Origin of the sequence: Chryseomicrobium aureum, assembly GCF_043182735.1 — a bacterium.
Taxonomy (GTDB): Bacteria; Bacillota; Bacilli; order Bacillales_A; family Planococcaceae; genus Chryseomicrobium; species Chryseomicrobium aureum.
Map to the genome: position 1 here is coordinate 2,493,646 of NZ_CP171117.1, position 17,497 is coordinate 2,511,142.

The following is a 17,497-nucleotide window of genomic DNA, read 5'->3' on the forward strand; positions in this document are numbered from 1 at the left end:
AGATAATTCAAAATGACACGGCTTTTTGATAAACCGCTGAAATTTTTGGATAAACCCACTTTTTTTCGCGATAAACTTGAAAATCAAAGGAGGAACACAATGGAACAGCTCACTGCAACTCGCTTTTTAACGGTTCGACAAGAGGAGGATTGGAAGCCTTTGCGCCTTTCTTCTATAACACACGTGGAGAGTTTACATAAGAAGACGTGGGTGTACGCAGACGGGGAAGCCTATTCTGTCACACATCCGCTGAAGGAGCTCGAGCGACGACTGCCAGAAGATTTTGTCCGGATCCACCGGTCGTTTATTGTAAATCTAGTAGCGGTCGATCGAATCACGCGGGACCTCGCCTCGAATCTCATCATGGTACTTGAAGATGGCAGCGAGTTGCCCGTGGGCCAGTCGTATTTAGCGGACGTGAAGCGGATTTTAGGGATGTAATAGTTTCCATAACATCACCTTCCTGCGAATCTCCCGACACAATTGGTGAACGGCAAGCATTAGACTGCGAATCTCCCGACACAATTGGTGAACGGCAAGCATTAGACTGCGAATCTCCCGACACAATTGGTGAACAAACGCTATAAGACAGAAGAAAACCCTGAGCACTTAAACAGCCTCAGGGTTTTTTAGTGGACGTTGGTACCTCGCACCTATAGTTAGAACAACAATACTTCCGAGAAGAAGAACAATCCCCACCCATGAATTCCATGTAAAGATTTCTCCAACAACTAACACTCCTAGCACAGCGGCAGTCGTCGGTTCAGCAAGGGACAATGTAAGTGCGGAACTCGACGGAATCTTTTTCAGACCTGTCGTGTAAAACACATAGGCAATAGTCGTCGTGCCAATCCCAAGATACAGAAGAATCCCTGCATTTGTAGGTTCAACGGTCCACGCTGCTCCATTCACTACGTAGAATGGACTCAACAAAATAGCCGCGACGCTAAATGTCATGGCGACTGCTGACATGGCATCTTGTTTCGCAACAAGTACTTTGCTCGACATCGTGTAGATTGCAAACACGATTCCGGCTCCAAGAGAGAGCATCACGCCCACTGGATTTACGGTGACTGCACCAGAATTTAAGAACAAAAAACCGCATCCGACAAGTGCAAACAATGTCGACACCATCCAGATACGAGTCGGTCTTTGTTTAAAGATGAACCACTCGACAAGACCCGAGAACACGGGCGCACTCCCGATTGCAACTACACTCGCAATCGCAACACCAGTGAGTTTAACACTGCTAAAGAACAGCATTTGAAAGAGACCGATACAAAGCGCTGCGAGAATTGTTTCTTTCCACGACCAATTCCGAAAATCAATTTTCCGCATCACGACGAGCGGAATCAACAAAGCAAATCCCCCAATTGCAGAACGTGCTGCCGCAACAACAAATGGATGCGCATCTTCAGGTAAAAATGTTTGCGCAGTTCCCGTCGTTCCCCATAAGATTGCGCCAAGTAAAACAAGTATGTATGGTAAACTAGACAATGAAATCGCTCCTTGCAGCTAGTAATCACTCTATCTATTCAGTATACAAGGAGGTCACCTAAAAATGTATAGGACTCTTGAAGAAACAGCCGCTTACCTCGGTATGCCAGAAGAACAAGTTCGGCGCTATATTCTCGAAAGACGCATTAAAGCTTTACATGACGGGGAACAGTTTCTGATTAATGACGAACAATTCACACGTCACTTTGAACAGCTGGAACATGTCAAAGCTTTAATTGAGGAGTGGCGGAATACCCCAATCCCTGAAGATCCGGACATAAAAGATGAAGACTAATCCCAATCCTGATGCGATTGGGATTTTTACTGTTCCCCCTATTCACAATCCTTTTGCAATTCCGGATATTTGCAGATGACTTTCTATTCGGAGCATTTCTTCTTATAATAAACAAATGCCTATACAGGTAATTGTCAGAATAGTGATATGATTTGGAGGTTTTGAAATGGAAAACACGAAAAACCGTGGCTTCATTCTTCGTTCCCTCGATGGTATCGAGCGTACAGGAAATAAATTGCCGCACCCGGTTACGTTATTTGCGATTTTCTCTGTTCTCATCTTAGTGCTTTCCGCTATCTTCTCAACACTCGGCGTAAGTGTAGAAGATCCGATGAATCCAGGAGAAACGTTAACGGTTAGAAACTTACTTAATTCAGAAGGAATCTTGTACCTGTTCCAGAGCATGGTCACAAACTTCACAGGATTCGCACCCCTTGGAACTGTTCTTGTCACAATGCTCGGAATTGGTCTTGCTGAACGTTCAGGTTTGATCAGTGCCGCTCTTCGTGGACTAGTCACGTCTGTGCCAAAACAACTTCTTACAGCTGCATTAGTATTTGGTGGTGTTATGTCATCCATGGCTGCAGATGCTGGGTATGTTGTTCTAACTCCACTTGGAGCCGTTCTTTTCGCTGGGATGGGTCGTCACCCACTTGCAGGTCTAGCTGCTGCGTTCGCTGGGGTATCTGGTGGATTCAGTGCAAACTTGTTGCTAACATCTCTTGATCCATTGTTAGGTGGAATCACGCAAGATGCAGCTGCAATTTTGAATCCTGAATACGCAGAGTCCATTAACTACGCAATGAACTACTACTTCATGATTGCATCTGTATTCATGATCACAATCGTAGGTACACTTGTAACTGAGAAAATTGTTGAGCCACGTTTAGGTGCATACAAAGGAACGGTTACAGAAGAAGTCAATACACTTTCTTCTCTTGAGAAAAAAGGACTTTGGGGAGCTCTTGCTTCCATCATCGTCGTTTCAATCGGAATCGCTCTACTAGTTGTTCCTTCTTGGGGGCCACTTCGTGCAGGTGCTGAAGAAATCGTCAACGCGCCATTCTTCCAAGTACTTGTTCCGGTTATCTTGATTCTCTTCATTGTCCCTGGGTTTGTATATGGTGTCATCACAAAAGCAATCCGCAACGACAAAGATGTAGCGAATCAGTTGTCTGAAACGATGGAAACAATGGGTTCATACATCGTTCTTGCCTTCGTTGCTGCTCAATTCGTTGCTTACTTTACAACGTCGAATCTCGGCCTTGTGCTCGCAGTAAACGGGGCTGAATTCTTAGATAGTACAGGATTTACAGGCTTCCCGTTAATCTTAGCCTTCCTATTAATTACTGGTTTCATTAACCTCTTCATCGGAAGTGCTTCAGCAAAATGGGCAATCATGGCGCCGGTATTCGTGCCGATCATGATGGAGCTTGGCTACTCACCGGAATTGACACAAGTTGTCTACCGTATCGCTGACTCTTCAACAAATATCATTTCGCCACTAATGCCATACTTCGCAATCGTAATCGCGTTTGCTCAGAAGTATGACAAAAAAGTAGGAATTGGTACGTTGATCGCTACTATGCTTCCATACTCCATTGCATTCTTTGTCGTTTGGACAATCATGTTATTTGTATGGATGGCGTTCGGAATCGACCTAGGTCCTGGTTCTGGAATTTATATGCCTGAATAATTACTAGCCGGCTCTCTTTTGAGAGTCGGTTTTTTAGTTCTCTCGCCCTCTTTTCAGATTTTTCAATCAGTGATAAAGTAACGAAGAGAAGAGGAGGAATTATCAGATTATGAAGAAATGGCTTTTACCTATGGCAGCCCTCGCATTTTTAGTTGGGTGTCAAGATGAAACAGTAGAGACACCATCCTCAGAAGCGACAGGTCCTGCTGGAGAAGTTGAAACAAAAATTGAAGAAGCATTGGGGACAGACGTTTCAATCCCTACTATGCAAAATCATGATATCGGTCTTGCGTATCTGGACTCGGCGGCTGAGTCTACGTCGGCTCACTTGATTTATCAAACAACGACGAAGCCAGCAGATGGATTCAACGTAGATACGTGGAGTGAGCAAAATGAGTATGAAGTATTACACGGTGACTTATTTAAAGACGCACCATTAGCAGAACTTGATATCTTTCCAGAAACTTTTGGAGAACTAGCTGACGCGGAAACGCAGGAAATTGCAGGCAAAGAAGTGGCCTATAAAGTGATTCCTGGCCCTGTACGCGACACAGCGGTGATCGGGTTCGATAAAGATGGCGCTGGATATATGATTACGTACTATCTAGCAGTTAACCAAACGATTGACGAAGCATTCAACTTTGCTGAACAAATTATAGAGAACTAAAAAAACAGTATCTTCTCGAAAGAGAGGATACTGTTTTTTCGCTGGATTCATGCCCTTGCTAGGAAAAATTTTGGGATAGTGGACGTTTGGGATTTGAATTAGTTTCCATAATATGACTTCGGTAGAAGAAATGTGGATTTGGGTAGAATAAATCTAAGTTTCGGTAGAAGAAAGTATGGTTTCGGTAGAAGAACGACCGCTCAGTTCGCAAACAAAAAACCGGCATACACCCAAATTGGTGTATGCCGGCGTTCTCCACATCTAAATCTAAAGTTGAGTGGAATGGAGGGGTTGACTCCAGTGGGATTCCAGTCTGCCGTGAGATCCCGCAGGAGCCTGCGACGAGGAAGCTCACGCAGCGCCCACGGAAAGCAGCCTCGCAGTGGAACTCAACGTCTTACTTTGCACAATTTCTGAACAGTCGGCTCCACATCTTAATGGAATCGAGTTGCGAACGCCAGAAACACGCTTCGGAATCAGCCGCGCCCGCAAAGGCTGGTTGTGGTTTCGACTTCGAATGGAATCGAGTTGCGCCTCCTAGAAATCCCGCAAGAAGCCATCGCATCCCATGAAGCAAAGAGCGCTTCACGGGCTCCGCTGTCATCTTGCACAATTTCTGAACAGTCGGCTCCACATCTAAAACTAAATCGAAATCATAAACCCAGCCCGCTTCCCAATAATCTCCGCGTAATCTTCTACCATCACACTCGCCGTCGGGTACATCCCTGCTCCAGGGCCAACAAGTGTCAATGTGCCGATGTAGTTTGTATCGACTGCCACTGCATTGTTCACTCCTTCGATTGCATACAGTGGGTGGTCTGGTCCCACTAGTTGTGGGCCTACAGAAGCTTCTAAACGTCCATCGGGGTGCTGAACGATTTCAGCGACATGACGGTAGCGTAAGCCTTCCGACTGTGCGCGCTGAATATCGTCTAATGTAATTGTATCGATTCCTCTTACATCCACCTCGCTTCGTTCTGGTTGTTTATCAAATGCGAGCGCACTCAAAATCATCAGCTTATGAAACGCATCCATTCCGGATACATCGTTGTAAGGATCTGCTTCTGCATAGCCAAGTGCTTGCGCATCACGAAGTGCAGCGTCGAAGGCACTATTGTCTGTGCGCATTGAAGTCAGGATATAATTCGACGTCCCGTTCAAAATCCCTTGAATGCGATGGACCGTGTTGACTTGCAACAGGTTCTTGAGGGTCTTGATGACCGGTACGCCCCCTGCTGTAGTGGCTTCGTACCCGATATAGACACCCTTTGATTTCGCTCGTTCATGAAGATCGATATGATAGCGCGAGAACATGACTTTATTTGCTGTGATGACATGGCACCCTTTGTCAATTGCCCGGCATAAATACCCATAGGCTGGGTCTTCCCCTACAATCGCTTCAAATACGACCTGCAATCCAGGAATGGCCAAGATGTCGTCGAACTTATCTGTGATGAGAACGCCCGGGGTTGCAGGACGAGGTTTTTCCAAATCATTCACAAGAATTGCGCCAACTTCAATGTCGAGGCCAAGAGAGCGTTGCAACTCTTCTCCTTTATCTTGCAAAATGCGGTAGATTCCTTGTCCCACTGTCCCGTATCCTAAAATTGCTGCTCGTAGTTTTGCCATCTTCATTCCTCCAAGTCCATTCACCGTAGTATTTTTCCTATTTTAGAGGAAGATTTTAAAGAAAACAAGAAAAATCTTTCCTGAGGATACATTTGTTTTTCTTGTATGGACAAATTAGACGGGAAGAGCGGCTTTTTTAACAGCTTGTAATCCTGCATCTAGTGCTTCTAAAATATCGTCAATATGCTCCAATCCAATCGACAAACGAACAAGTTCTGGCGTCACACCTGTTCGCGCAAGTTCTTCACCTTCACCTAATTGCTGGTGTGTCGTGGAGGCCGGATGGATAATCAATGATTTGGCATCTCCTACATTTGCTACATGCGAGAACAATGGAATGGAATCAATTAATAATTGCCCTGCCTGTTTCCCACCTTTTACTCCGAACGTTAGAATCGAGCCGGCACCTTGTCCTAAATACTTCTTCGCCAGTTCATGAGAAGGATGCTCTTCAAGTCCCGGATAGTTCACCCACTCTACTTCTTCATGTTGCTTCAAATAGTTTGCCACAACTTGTGCGTTCTCATTGTGCCTTGGGACGCGTAAGTGAAGTGTCTCCAGACCTTGCAGGAAAGAAAAAGCCGATTCCGGGCTTAGAGCGGGTCCAAAATCACGCAGCAATTGCACGCGAAGTCGGATAGCAAATGCTACTTGTGGTACGTCAATTCCGTAACGCAGACCGTGGTAGGTCACGTCTGGCTCTGTATATCCCGGGAATTTATCTGAGTTCCAGTCAAAATTTCCGCCATCGACCACTACACCTCCAATTGTAGTCCCGTGCCCACCAATCCATTTTGTAGCGGAATGGATGACAACGTGGGCACCGTGGCGAATCGGCTGTGTTCCGTACGGTGTAGCAAATGTGTTATCGATCAAGAGAGGTACACCCACTTCGTTCGCAACCTGCGCGACTGCTTCGATATCCAGTACGTTCAAACTTGGATTTCCAATCGTTTCAGCAAAGAAACCTTTCGTGTTCGAAGTGACCGCTGCACGGAAATTCTCAGGATCTGTGGAATCGACAAACTTCACAGTGATTCCGTAGCGTGGAAGTGTATGGGCGAATAAGTTGTATGTTCCACCGTACAGGTTCGATGCGGCAACAATTTCATCGCCTGCCCCTGCAATATTCAAAATAGAAAAGGCGATTGCAGACATTCCAGAGGATAATGCAACGGCAGCTGTCCCTCCTTCAAGTTGGGCGACGCGTTGTTCAAACACATCGACTGTCGGATTGCCGATACGTGTGTAAATGTTGCCTGCCTCTTTCAGTGCGAATAAATTTTGCGCGTGCTCTGTGTTTTGGAAAACGAATGAAGTGGTCTTATGGATGGGTACCGCGCGTGATCCTGTGACGGGGTCTGGTTGTTGGCCTCCGTGAAGTAAAATCGTTTCTGGTCGTAAGTTTGTCATTGTTCTTCCTCCTTTTTGTTGGGTAGAGCAGACATCCAGAGAGGAAGAGACAATGAAAAAGCCCCTCTTCAATTAAGAAGAGGAGCCTCAGCTTGTCCTCCTCTTATCTTCCAGACCGAAATCGATCTGTAGGAATTAGCACCTTTCCAAGCAAAATTGCTTGTTGGTTGCCGGGCTTCGCAGGGCCTAGTCCCTCCGCCACTCTGGATAAGAGTACATATACGTCTGTCTATTGCATTGAAGTATAAAACAGCAAGGAAACATCTGTCAACACCCCATTTGAAATTTTCTGTTTTTTCAGCCAGAAATCGCTTGCCAAACACTCTGAATTGCGAAAGAATAGACGGTGAGACCTTCGATTATCGAAGAATCCAAGGAGGATTTTGCATGACAACACAATTCCAAGAGTATACATATGAACGTCCGGATATGGTTGCTCTCAAATCACGCGCAAAAGAGGCAGTAGAAGCATTCAAGGCCGCGTCTTCTTATGAAGAGCAAAATGAAGCGATTCAAACTCTCAACACACTGCGTGCAGACTTTTCGACAATGGCAAACCTTGTCTACATCCGCGCATCCATTGACACGAACGATGAATTTTATCAAAGTGAACGGGATTATTTTGATGAAATCTCTCCTGAGATGGAAGAGATCGTGACAGACTATTACAAAGCCCTTGTAGACTCACCATTTCGTTCAAATTTAGAAGAACGCTGGGGACAACAATTGTTTGATTTAGCCGAGTTCCAAATCAAATCGTTCTCACCAGAGATCATGCCACTTCTTCAAAAAGAAAATAAATTGGCATCGGATTATTCAAAGCTTGTGGCTTCTGCTCAAGTTGAATTTAACGGCGAGACGCTGACACTTGCTCAACTAGGACCGTTTGCAGAATCGACAGACCGTGAAACGCGTAAAAAGGCAAAAGAAGCATCGTTTGGTTTCTTCGCATCTCACGCAGAGAAATTCGATGCAATTTATGATGAGCTTGTAAAAGTACGTACAGAGATTGCGCACAAGATGGGCTATAAAAACTTCGTCGAACTTGGCTATATCCGTATGAACCGTATCGATTACAATGCGGAGATGGTAAAGACGTTCCGCGACCAAGTGCGCGACTATATTGTACCTGTCGCGACTAAACTGTATGAGAAACAAGCAAAGCGCATCGGTGTAGAGAAATTAAAACACTACGATGAGCCACTAACCTTCTTAACAGGAAACGCAACGCCACAAGGTTCGCCTGAATGGATCATTGATGGTGGAAAGAAGATGTACGAAGAGCTGTCTCCTGAGACAAACGAGTTTTTCCAGTTCATGCTCGACCGTAATTTGATGGACCTTGTCGCGAAAAAAGGGAAAGAAGCAGGCGGATATTGTACATTTATCGAAAACCACGATTCTCCGTTCATCTTCTCAAACTTTAATGGGACATCTGGGGACATCGACGTGTTAACACACGAAGCGGGTCACGCATTCCAGGTATTCTCAAGCCGCAACATTGGAATTCCTGAGTACATTTGGCCGACTTATGAATCTGCAGAAATTCATTCGATGAGTATGGAGTTTTTCACATGGCCATGGATGGAAAACTTCTTTAAAGACCAGACAGAAAAATATAAGTATTCGCACTTGATGAGCGGGCTATTGTTCTTACCCTATGGGGTAGCTGTCGATGAATTCCAGCATGTTGTTTATGAAAATCCTGAAATGACACCAGCTGAGCGTAAAGCAGCCTGGAAAAAGATCGAACAAACGTATCTGCCTCATCGCGACTATGATGGGAATGCCTATCTAGAAGAAGGGTCATTCTGGCAGCGCCAAGGCCACATCTATGCATCACCTTTCTATTACATTGATTATACACTCGCGCAAATCTGTGCATTCCAGTTCTGGAAACGTTCACGTGAAGATTTTGAGGGCGCTTGGAAAGACTACCTTCACCTTTGTACTCTTGGAGGATCTCTTCCATTCACAAAGTTAGTAGAAGCGGCAAACCTGAAATCACCGTTTGAACAAGGCAGCATCGAAGGCGTCATTGAAGAAATCGAAGCGTATTTAAACAGCGTGAATGACGAGGCACTTTAACTTGTAAGTAGGCAGGTCCCGCGCGGACTTGCCTATTTTCATGATTGTCCTCTACACTAGGAGTTAAGTGATTCTACCTTAAAGGAGAGATTGTGTAATGACACCCGAACAAAAGCTTTACGACTATCTAGTGAACAACACATGGGACTTAACAGAAGCGTGGTATGCAGCCCTTGATAAAAACTCGACAAGCGGGGTCTACGCATCGAACGACCCTAAAGTGATCCAGACAATCAAAGAGCAAAACCACGGATTTCATGAGCGTTTTTGTAAACTCTTTATTGAAGACGAAGAGGTATTCGTAAAACATTTTGAAGAATGGGTGTTAGAGATTGCACGTGACCCAGAACATCTAAACACACCGCTTCACCATATCCTGCAAGAATTTTTCAATACCCAACAACAATATATAGAGTTATTGTTTAAATATGAACGACAAGCTGAAGACCTTTCGCATGAGACTGTACAGAAGTGGATTGCAAGTGTCACAAAAATGTTTGGCAAGCTCATGACATGGTTCACAGAAGAGCATCATAACTACTCACTTTCTAAGTTACGTGCACAACAAGAGATGATCAATGAGCTCAGCACGCCAGTTATTTCGCTCAGTAATGGGGTTGCTCTATTACCACTCGTTGGCGATATTGATACAAACCGCGCGAAATACATATTTGAAAACGCACTTTCTCAATGTACACAAAAGCGTGTCCACAGCTTACTCATAGATATTTCTGGAGTGGCCATCATCGATACAATGGTTGCTCAACAGATTTTCCAATTGATTGAGGCTTTACGCCTTCTAGGTGTTGAATCGACACTATCGGGAATTCGTCCAGAGATTGCCCAAACAGCTGTTCAACTCGGCATCAGCTTCCAAGATGTCAACACAATCTCTACAATTGAACGCGCTGTTCAACGTCTGTTCACTGAAAAATAAGGAGGATTTAGATGAAACACACATTAATCGAACGCCTGACGCGTTACGTGAAAATTGATACACAATCTGACGCAGCAAGCACGTCCACCCCTTCAACTGAAGGTCAATGGGATCTGCTTCATGTACTCAAAGAAGAACTTGAAACGATGGGAATGACAGAGATCACGCTTGATGACAACGGCTATCTATTTGCTACTCTTCCTGCGACAACTACTGAAGACGTTCCAACGATCGGCTTCTTAGCACACGTGGATACTGCGACAGATTACACGGGGAAAGATGTGAAGCCTCAACTCGTCGAAAACTATGATGGCGAAGATCTTCCGTTAAACGACTCAACGGTCATGAAAGTGGCCGACTTCCCAGAACTCAAAAACTACAAAGGCCACACACTGATGACGACGGATGGAACAACCCTTCTAGGTGCAGATAATAAAGCAGGTATCGCCATCATCTTGACAGCGATGGATTACTTTTTACAAAACCCAGATATTCCGCATGGTAAGATTCGTGTCGGTTTTACACCGGATGAAGAAATCGGTAGAGGCCCGCACAAGTTTGACGTGGAAGCATTTGGTGCAGATTATGCGTACACGATGGACGGTGGCCCTCTTGGCGAACTACAATTCGAAAGCTTTAATGCAGCAGGCGCACGCGTGACAACACATGGAGTCAGCGTTCACCCAGGTTCTGCGAAAGATAAGATGGTCAATGCCATCACGATGGCGATGAAATTCCAGTCGCATATGCCTCCACAAGAAGTACCAGAAAAGACGGATGGCTATGATGGGTTCGTTCACTTGATGGACATTCACGGCAAAGTCGAAAAAACTGTGATGGACTATATCATCCGAGACTTTGATAAAGCAAAATTTGAAGAGAAAAAACAACGTTTCCATGATGCGGCAAATGCAATCCGTGCACAGTACGGAGAGGACGCAATCACAGTTGAACTAAACGACCAGTACTACAACATGGGTGAGAAGATCACGCCTGTTATGCATATCGTCGATCATGTGAAAGCAATCATGGAAGATTTAGAAATTGCACCTCTTATTATTCCAATCCGCGGTGGTACGGATGGCTCACAACTATCTTACATGGGCATGCCGACGCCAAACATTTTCACAGGCGGCGAAAACTATCATGGCAAATATGAATATATTTCAATTGAAAACATGGAAAAAGCGACACAAGTCGTACAAGAAATCGTGAAACGCGCCGTACAACCAACAAATTAAAGGACGGGATGAAGCAATGAAGGCAATCAGCTTAGGAATTTTGTCCGCACTGTTTTTTGCAGTGACATTCATTTTAAATCATGCAATGGAGCTGTCAGGAGGAAGTTGGATGTGGAGCGCTTCTCTACGCTACTTCTTCATGGTGCCCTTTCTGATTGCCATCGTCTACTTCCGAAAAGGACTACCTGCCCTTACTAACGATATGACATCCGCTCCAAAGCCTTGGTTGCTTTGGAGCTTTGTTGGATTTGTGCTGTTTTACGCACCTCTTACGTATGCCGCAGCATTTGGCCCTGGATGGCTAGTAGCTGGCATGTGGCAATTCACGATTATTGCGGGTATTCTTTTGGCTCCACTGTTTCTATCAGCAAATGGAAAGCGCGAGACAGTTCCACGAGCAGCTCTACTCATCTCAGGAATCATTGTTGTCGGAATCGTGTTGTTGCATCTTCCTCAAGCTGAATCTGTTCCCCTTTCAACTTTAGCCCTAGGTGCTTTGCCGGTTCTAGTCGCCGCATTTGCATATCCACTTGGGAACCGGAAGATGATGCAACACGTCGGCGGTCGCCTGGACTCCTACCAACGGGTTTTAGGAATGACGATTGCTTCGCTTCCTGCTTGGCTTGTGCTGGCTGGCTATGCACTGTTTACAGTCGGCCTCCCCTCTGGCAGTCAAGTTTTCCAATCATTTTTAGTCGGAATTAGCTCGGGTATCATTGCGACTGTCTTGTTTTTCATGGCAACTGATTTAGCACGACACAACCAGAGCCGCCTTGCTTCTGTTGAAGCTACTCAGTCTACAGAAATCTTGTTCGTCGTTGCGGGTGAAATGCTCCTACTAAGCCTCCCGCTTCCTGCTCCGATCGCACTCGCAGGGATGGGCATTATCATCATCGGTTTAGTGGCACACAGTCTTCATACGGTTTGGGAACAGCGCAAAATTAATATGTCGACAAGTCACCACATTTCTTCTTAAAAGAAATGTGGTTTTTGTTTGACAGGAGTTATACAGAGGGTGTACATTCAGAGTACTCATGGGTACTGATAAGAAAGGAGGAGTTTAATGACCGAGCAAGAACTGCGTTCACGCATTCTTTTTGCAGCTCTTGAAACCTTCGGAAAAGAAGGGTTTTTCGAGGCTAAAATGCTGACGATCGCCAAGCTCGCCAAAATTTCAAAATCAACTTTATATGCCATGTTTCCTTCAAAGGAAGACCTTTATACGGAGATGATGAAATTTACATTTTCACTTTTTTTATCCAACATCCAGCACCAGATCAATCAAAACCATTCATTTGAAGAGACACTTCAAGCCATTACAAAGACACATCTTCAAAATACGTGGAAACAGCGACACCGGTCTGGTATGTATCTGCAACTCAATCATAAACATGAAGAGGCGATGGATGCTCTCATGGCCTTTATTGAAGAGTACATCGCTGTTATTCAGCAATTTTTTGAGAAACACGGGATTGAAAACGCAGACATGAAGGCCAGACTGTATACGGGAATGCTTGATAGTTTTCGTAATGAGATTTTTATGGACCCTACCTTCAACGAAGCCAGGTTAGAAGAAATTCAAAATCAAATCGATCAAATTGTTATCAACGGATTTTAAACTTTCACTTTAAGAAGGAGCCACTATGGGGTGGATCACGCGATTTAGCTTACGCAATGCTGTAGCTATCTTTATCTTTTCGTTCTTATTAATTTTGCTAGGAATCTTTTCATTCAGTCGTTTGAAAATCGATCTACTTCCAAACATTGAGTTTCCACAACTCTCTGCACAAATCGTCTATCCAGGAGCTTCTCTTGATGCGGTAAATGAACAAGTGATCACACCGCTCGAGCAGGCGTTTGAAGGTCTAGAAGGTGTTCAAGAAATACAGAGTGCTTCTTACGACACGATTGCGGAAGCGGGTCTTCCAGATGAAGCAGCGGTTGAAGTAAGTCGTTTATCATTCGGTGCCTTCCCAATTTTCAATATCTCCTTATTCGGGGAAGACGATGTAGATTTAGATGAATTTCTAGATTCAGAAGTTATCCCAGCTCTTGAGAAAATTCCAGGCATCAATTCTGTTTCTGTAGGTACGTAAGCAAACAAAAAAAGCCTAATAAAAGGACGCTAACCGATAATGGGTAGCGTCCTTTCTCACATCTGAGGGGGGTGTGAGAATCGTGTTTTTTGGAGAAAAGCACGATGGTTTGTTGACCTTATGGTAATGATAATCATTTTCAATTATAAAGTCAAGCAAGTTTCTTAAAAATCCCTTATACTGAAGCTATGTTAACCTCATACCAACGCCAACAACTCCGACAATACAGTGTCTATATGCAGCCAGCAGGTCCGGTACTCTTTCATACAGGAGAATGGAAAGAGCATCTTACAGTCGTTCAAGAAATCATCCAGGCCCCTCACCGCACGGCTGCAGCCTCCTATCTGACACGCCGTTTAGGGATGTTTGTTTCGATGCAATTTTGGAATCTCACTCTTTATGATGAGTATTGGAGTGGTAGACCAGAAGATTTAAATTGGATTGCCGTCAGAGAGTATGGCTATCCTGCAATTAGTGCATTTTGTGAGGAGGAAGAGTGGAGGTCTCTTGCTTCTGATCAGAGTCGGCAAGAAGTGGTAGCTGAGATTTGGAAGTTTGCTCGGATTTGTATTGAATCTCTGTCAAGCTCGAAGGCATTGCAGCGCATTCACTGGGAAAATGTTTTTGGGTATATCGTTTGGCACTACTCTGTTTTCATGCAGCAATCCGATTTACGTGAAAAAGCTTTGACCGATTGGTTATTGCTTCAACATGCCGATTCCTGGGTAACGGACAATCCATTTGAAGCGTTTGTTCAAGGTCGCACACCGGGTGAACTCGTCCGCATGCCGGTACGCTCTACTTGTTGTCTTGCAAAAGATATTCCTGGGCAACTTACTTGTGGCTTTTGCCCATTACCTAACTAGATGTGGAGAACGCCATTCTAGAAACTCCGAGGAAATCAGACGTGCCCGTGAAGGCGCTCTTCAGCCTTTGCGGGTGCGGCTGATTCCGGAGCGTGTTTCTGGCGTTCGCAACTCGATTCCATTCAGATGTGGAGCCGACTGTTCAGAAATTGTGCAAAGTAAGACGTTGAGTTCCACTGCGGGGCTGCTTTCCGTGGGCGCTGCGTGAGCTTCCTCGTCGCAGGCTCCTGCGGGATCTCACGGCAGACTGGAATCCCACTGGAGTCAACCCCTCCATTCCACTCAACTTTAGATTTAGATGTGGAGAACGCCGGCATACACCGATTTTGTGTATGCCGGTTTTTTGTTTGCGAACTGAGCGGTCGTTCTTCTACCGAAACCATACTTTCTTCTACCGAAACTGAGATTTATTCTACCCAAATCCACATTTCTTCTACCGAAGTCATGTTATGGAAACTAATTCGCAAGTCAAACCCTTAATTTCTTAAAATCTTACTAGTAACGGATTGGGTAGCTAAAGGTTTTGTGCCCTGATCGAGCGACTTTGTGCCCGAAGTCGTTTTATTGAAACTAATTTGCCAAGCTCAAGCTGCTTACTCCCCAGCTCGCCTTTCTAGCGAAACATATCCAGCATGATCGAGCTTGCCATGAAAAATCGTTAAATTCTTTTTGGGCGGAATCAAGTAGACGTGATCGGCTTCTACTTTCATTCCGGCTTCTGCGAGCAAGACCGGCATTTTTGTATAGCGGGCGAGTAATTCATCCATTAAACTTTTAAAGTCAGGGGACAAGTGCTGCACAACGATATACGCCATTCCCGTTGAGGATGGAAGTTTTCGAAAAAATTGTTCAAGTGCCTCTAACCCACCAGCAGATGCGCCAATACCAATGTAATACTCCGGTACATGTGTCATCGTCTTTCCTCCATCTCTCCTATAGGTCTAAACGTCTTTGTTCGCTGTGTCGCGTATTTCCGTTCGATGTGCGTAAATATTACTTAAAATTGCTTTGATAACCGCGTAAGTTGGGATAGCTAAAATAATTCCCCAAAGACCCGCTAAACTTCCTGCAGACAAGATAATTGTGATGACTGTCAATGGGTGGATGTCCAAAGATTTCCCCATGACGTTCGGTGTAATCAAGTTACTTTCAATCTGTTGTGCCACGAGCATAATGATCGCTACCCAAACGGCCATAATCGGGTCTTGGATAAACCCTATCACCATTGCTGGAATAACAGCTAAATATGGTCCTAAAAACGGAATAACATTCGTCAGCATTCCAAATAGAGCAAGCAGTAGAGAGTACTCTAATCCGATAATCAAGTATCCGATGTACAGCATAACTCCTACTAAAAAACTAACAAGTAACTGACCTTGTATGTATGTTTTCAATGTTTCATCAATGTCCGCTAGCGTTTTGCGAATCCATGTCTTGCGCTCACCTTTGAAGAACTTTGCAACAAACGGTGCAAAGCGTTCATGATCTTTCAACATATAAATTAGGAAAAACGGAACTAAGACAAGCATAAAGATTCCTTGGAACAAGCTTTGGAAGAAGTTGATTAGTACGGATCCACCCATAACTGCAAATTCGTTCACACGACCAATTGCTTCTTGAATAGAGTCTTGCATATTTTCAGGGAGTCGATCACGTTGATCTAACAAATAGGCCGCCATATTCTCTACTTCCCGTATAATAACAGGTGTGTTTTCTACTAATTGATTCACCTGTTTTGTAAGTGGAGGAGCGACTACAGCAACAAATGCAGAGATCGCACCTACAAGTAAAAGCAGAACAATCGAGATAGATCCCCAACGAGGGACTTTACGCTTTTCTAAAAATTTGACTAACGGGCGCATCAGATAGAATAATACGCCACCTAATAAGGCAGGTATGAAAATTGTGCTAAGGACAATAAACAGCGGACTGAATATCGCTTGCACCTCTATTACCATTCGAATAATCAGAAGCGTCAAAAGAATCGCGACGCCTACTTGGAACCAAAGCTTTTTTGTCATTCCATCTACTCCTTTGGTGGTTTTGGGTCCACTTTATCAATATCTTGTTTTAATAAGATAAAGCCAATGACTGCAGATACTAAAGATGCACCCATCGTAATGAGTACTTTGTTTTGAAAAGTTACGTCCGGATGATCACGTAAGATTAAGACAGAGAAAAATGCAGAAATCACCATGATTGGAACGAGCCATTTCACTTTTTTCATGCGTTCTCCTCCCAATCATCGCCTGCGACTTCTTGCACAGTTCGTTCGACTTCAGCGCGCGTCATCTTCTCGCGACCGGACTTCATCGCATCTAATGTTTTATGCGCAAACGTCAGTGGCAATTGACAGAACAAGCGGATACTCCTTTTTGAGATATCCTCCATATACGCATCCGCCTTCGCAAGGTTCCCTTCTGCATAAGAAAACATATCCGCTCGCGTCCATTCTTTCGGAAAATAACCTACTCCACGTTCAGAATCTTCTTCTTGATTGCGCAAAATATTCACGGCTTGTAGGCCACGTCCGTAACCAATGGCAAGGTCACGGTCTGTACGGACCCCGGAATCCCATTCCCATAAATCCGATAACATGACCCCTACAAGACCTGCGACGTAGTACGTGTAATCGTCTAAATCTTCATGTGTTTCGACTTTCCATTCTTTTAGTGCCCATTTGGCCATACCTTCTGCCATTTCAGCTGTTGCCAGTTGCATTCGCATCCGAGCTCCTGCTGGGCAGTAGTCGATCCAATCTCCCAGACGGCGTGTCACTTCTGGCATCAAAGGTAGAATGGGTTGTAGTACTTGTTGATAAGCCACGTCATCAAACGACCCTTCTAATAAGGCAGCAGTTTTCATCAAGATATCTGCCTTTAGCTCTTTCGGAATCTCTTCATGGTCTTCAATTTCATCAATTGCCCGCATACATAAATAAGCGGATGCAACTGCTTTTTTTAAATCACGTTGTAAAAAGGTAATCGGTATGTAAAATGTGCGGCTCGTCTCTTTTAAGACACGCATCGCATCACGTGTACTAGTCAAGTGAATCCTCCGTTCTATATCCTT

18 protein-coding genes and 1 riboswitch are annotated in these 17,497 nt (G+C 44.6%); of the genes, 11 read left to right on the forward strand and 7 right to left on the reverse strand.

Translation table 11 applies throughout. The features are described from left to right. The first annotated feature begins 99 nt into the window (after positions 1 to 99). Positions 100 to 441: a LytTR family DNA-binding domain-containing protein gene (locus tag ACF3OH_RS13100; RefSeq protein ID WP_204589900.1), complete on the forward strand. Its 342-nt coding sequence runs from the start codon at positions 100 to 102 to the stop codon at positions 439 to 441. A gap of 168 nt (positions 442 to 609) precedes the next feature. On the opposite strand, the gene ACF3OH_RS13105 is transcribed toward ACF3OH_RS13100, so the two are convergent. Further along, positions 610 to 1,497 (reverse strand): DMT family transporter, encoded by an 888-nt coding sequence (locus tag ACF3OH_RS13105; RefSeq protein ID WP_392455065.1) that lies wholly within the window; start codon positions 1,495 to 1,497, stop codon positions 610 to 612. Between the two features lie 64 nt (positions 1,498 to 1,561). Between ACF3OH_RS13105 and ACF3OH_RS13110 the strand changes: the two genes are divergently transcribed. The 3 genes from ACF3OH_RS13110 (at position 1,562) to ACF3OH_RS13120 (ending at position 4,155) form a co-directional block, all read left to right on the forward strand. Then, positions 1,562 to 1,792: an excisionase family DNA-binding protein gene (locus ACF3OH_RS13110; protein ID WP_392455067.1), complete on the forward strand. Its 231-nt coding sequence runs from the start codon at positions 1,562 to 1,564 to the stop codon at positions 1,790 to 1,792. A gap of 166 nt (positions 1,793 to 1,958) precedes the next feature. Beyond that, positions 1,959 to 3,488 carry an AbgT family transporter gene (locus tag ACF3OH_RS13115; RefSeq protein ID WP_392455068.1) on the forward strand — a complete coding sequence of 510 codons (1,530 nt, stop codon included), beginning with the start codon at positions 1,959 to 1,961 and terminating at the stop codon, positions 3,486 to 3,488. Positions 3,489 to 3,597: 109 nt separating this feature from the next. After that, positions 3,598 to 4,155 (forward strand): hypothetical protein, encoded by a 558-nt coding sequence (locus ACF3OH_RS13120; protein ID WP_392455069.1) that lies wholly within the window; start codon positions 3,598 to 3,600, stop codon positions 4,153 to 4,155. 642 nt (positions 4,156 to 4,797) lie between these two features. On the opposite strand, the gene ACF3OH_RS13125 is transcribed toward ACF3OH_RS13120, so the two are convergent. Beyond that, complete coding sequence (locus ACF3OH_RS13125; protein WP_392455070.1) at positions 4,798 to 5,784, reverse strand: homoserine dehydrogenase; 987 nt, start codon at positions 5,782 to 5,784, stop codon at positions 4,798 to 4,800. A 114-nt stretch (positions 5,785 to 5,898) separates the two neighbouring features. Then, complete coding sequence (locus ACF3OH_RS13130; protein WP_204589894.1) at positions 5,899 to 7,197, reverse strand: O-acetylhomoserine aminocarboxypropyltransferase/cysteine synthase family protein; 1,299 nt, start codon at positions 7,195 to 7,197, stop codon at positions 5,899 to 5,901. Between the two features lie 100 nt (positions 7,198 to 7,297). After that, a riboswitch (SAM riboswitch) is annotated at positions 7,298 to 7,411 on the reverse strand. A gap of 173 nt (positions 7,412 to 7,584) precedes the next feature. Here ACF3OH_RS13130 and ACF3OH_RS13135 point away from each other — a divergent pair. The 7 genes from ACF3OH_RS13135 to ACF3OH_RS13165 all read left to right on the forward strand — a co-directional run bounded on the left by ACF3OH_RS13135 (position 7,585) and on the right by ACF3OH_RS13165 (position 14,425). Then, positions 7,585 to 9,285: a M3 family oligoendopeptidase gene (locus tag ACF3OH_RS13135; protein ID WP_392455071.1), complete on the forward strand. Its 1,701-nt coding sequence runs from the start codon at positions 7,585 to 7,587 to the stop codon at positions 9,283 to 9,285. 97 nt (positions 9,286 to 9,382) lie between these two features. Beyond that, complete coding sequence (locus tag ACF3OH_RS13140) at positions 9,383 to 10,222, forward strand: STAS domain-containing protein (RefSeq protein ID WP_392455073.1); 840 nt, start codon at positions 9,383 to 9,385, stop codon at positions 10,220 to 10,222. 11 nt (positions 10,223 to 10,233) lie between these two features. Beyond that, positions 10,234 to 11,463 carry a peptidase T gene (pepT, locus tag ACF3OH_RS13145; protein WP_204589891.1) on the forward strand — a complete coding sequence of 410 codons (1,230 nt, stop codon included), beginning with the start codon at positions 10,234 to 10,236 and terminating at the stop codon, positions 11,461 to 11,463. Between the two features lie 16 nt (positions 11,464 to 11,479). Further along, on the forward strand, positions 11,480 to 12,439 hold the full coding sequence (locus ACF3OH_RS13150; RefSeq protein WP_392455074.1) for a multidrug resistance efflux transporter family protein: 960 nt from the start codon (positions 11,480 to 11,482) through the stop codon (positions 12,437 to 12,439). Positions 12,440 to 12,526: 87 nt separating this feature from the next. After that, positions 12,527 to 13,081 carry a TetR/AcrR family transcriptional regulator gene (locus ACF3OH_RS13155; protein WP_204589890.1) on the forward strand — a complete coding sequence of 185 codons (555 nt, stop codon included), beginning with the start codon at positions 12,527 to 12,529 and terminating at the stop codon, positions 13,079 to 13,081. 25 nt (positions 13,082 to 13,106) lie between these two features. Then, positions 13,107 to 13,559: an efflux RND transporter permease subunit gene (locus tag ACF3OH_RS13160; protein WP_392455075.1), complete on the forward strand. Its 453-nt coding sequence runs from the start codon at positions 13,107 to 13,109 to the stop codon at positions 13,557 to 13,559. Positions 13,560 to 13,747: 188 nt separating this feature from the next. Beyond that, positions 13,748 to 14,425, forward strand: a complete 678-nt coding sequence (locus ACF3OH_RS13165; protein ID WP_204589888.1) for a hypothetical protein — start codon at positions 13,748 to 13,750, stop codon at positions 14,423 to 14,425. Between the two features lie 593 nt (positions 14,426 to 15,018). Here the strand turns inward: ACF3OH_RS13165 and ACF3OH_RS13170 are convergent. From ACF3OH_RS13170 to ACF3OH_RS13185, 4 genes are read right to left on the reverse strand one after another with little or no spacing between them, the layout of a single operon-like run. Then, the gene (locus ACF3OH_RS13170; RefSeq protein WP_204589887.1) at positions 15,019 to 15,339 is read right to left on the reverse strand and encodes a chemotaxis protein CheB; all 321 of its coding nucleotides are present in this window, start codon (positions 15,337 to 15,339) and stop codon (positions 15,019 to 15,021) included. A 27-nt stretch (positions 15,340 to 15,366) separates the two neighbouring features. Then, the gene (locus ACF3OH_RS13175; protein ID WP_392455076.1) at positions 15,367 to 16,446 is read right to left on the reverse strand and encodes an AI-2E family transporter; all 1,080 of its coding nucleotides are present in this window, start codon (positions 16,444 to 16,446) and stop codon (positions 15,367 to 15,369) included. Positions 16,447 to 16,451: 5 nt separating this feature from the next. Beyond that, on the reverse strand, positions 16,452 to 16,652 hold the full coding sequence (locus tag ACF3OH_RS13180; RefSeq protein WP_204589885.1) for a hypothetical protein: 201 nt from the start codon (positions 16,650 to 16,652) through the stop codon (positions 16,452 to 16,454). After that, positions 16,649 to 17,452 carry a squalene/phytoene synthase family protein gene (locus ACF3OH_RS13185; protein WP_392456781.1) on the reverse strand — a complete coding sequence of 268 codons (804 nt, stop codon included), beginning with the start codon at positions 17,450 to 17,452 and terminating at the stop codon, positions 16,649 to 16,651. The genes ACF3OH_RS13180 and ACF3OH_RS13185 overlap by 4 nt, the downstream gene beginning before the upstream one ends. Positions 17,453 to 17,497: the final 45 nt, after the last annotated feature.

Coding starts and splice junctions, on each gene's coding strand:
- ACF3OH_RS13125 (WP_392455070.1), bottom strand. CDS start 5,784: ATGGCAAAACTACGAGCAGCAATTTTAGGATACGGGACAGTGGGACAA.
- ACF3OH_RS13140 (WP_392455073.1), top strand. CDS start 9,383: ATGACACCCGAACAAAAGCTTTACGACTATCTAGTGAACAACACATGG.
- ACF3OH_RS13100 (WP_204589900.1), top strand. CDS start 100: ATGGAACAGCTCACTGCAACTCGCTTTTTAACGGTTCGACAAGAGGAG.
- ACF3OH_RS13165 (WP_204589888.1), top strand. CDS start 13,748: ATGTTAACCTCATACCAACGCCAACAACTCCGACAATACAGTGTCTAT.
- ACF3OH_RS13110 (WP_392455067.1), top strand. CDS start 1,562: ATGTATAGGACTCTTGAAGAAACAGCCGCTTACCTCGGTATGCCAGAA.
- ACF3OH_RS13170 (WP_204589887.1), bottom strand. CDS start 15,339: ATGACACATGTACCGGAGTATTACATTGGTATTGGCGCATCTGCTGGT.
- ACF3OH_RS13115 (WP_392455068.1), top strand. CDS start 1,959: ATGGAAAACACGAAAAACCGTGGCTTCATTCTTCGTTCCCTCGATGGT.
- ACF3OH_RS13175 (WP_392455076.1), bottom strand. CDS start 16,446: ATGACAAAAAAGCTTTGGTTCCAAGTAGGCGTCGCGATTCTTTTGACG.
- ACF3OH_RS13185 (WP_392456781.1), bottom strand. CDS start 17,452: ATGCGTGTCTTAAAAGAGACGAGCCGCACATTTTACATACCGATTACC.
- ACF3OH_RS13120 (WP_392455069.1), top strand. CDS start 3,598: ATGAAGAAATGGCTTTTACCTATGGCAGCCCTCGCATTTTTAGTTGGG.
- ACF3OH_RS13135 (WP_392455071.1), top strand. CDS start 7,585: ATGACAACACAATTCCAAGAGTATACATATGAACGTCCGGATATGGTT.
- ACF3OH_RS13150 (WP_392455074.1), top strand. CDS start 11,480: ATGAAGGCAATCAGCTTAGGAATTTTGTCCGCACTGTTTTTTGCAGTG.
- ACF3OH_RS13155 (WP_204589890.1), top strand. CDS start 12,527: ATGACCGAGCAAGAACTGCGTTCACGCATTCTTTTTGCAGCTCTTGAA.
- ACF3OH_RS13160 (WP_392455075.1), top strand. CDS start 13,107: ATGGGGTGGATCACGCGATTTAGCTTACGCAATGCTGTAGCTATCTTT.
- ACF3OH_RS13130 (WP_204589894.1), bottom strand. CDS start 7,197: ATGACAAACTTACGACCAGAAACGATTTTACTTCACGGAGGCCAACAA.
- ACF3OH_RS13180 (WP_204589885.1), bottom strand. CDS start 16,652: ATGAAAAAAGTGAAATGGCTCGTTCCAATCATGGTGATTTCTGCATTT.
- pepT (WP_204589891.1), top strand. CDS start 10,234: ATGAAACACACATTAATCGAACGCCTGACGCGTTACGTGAAAATTGAT.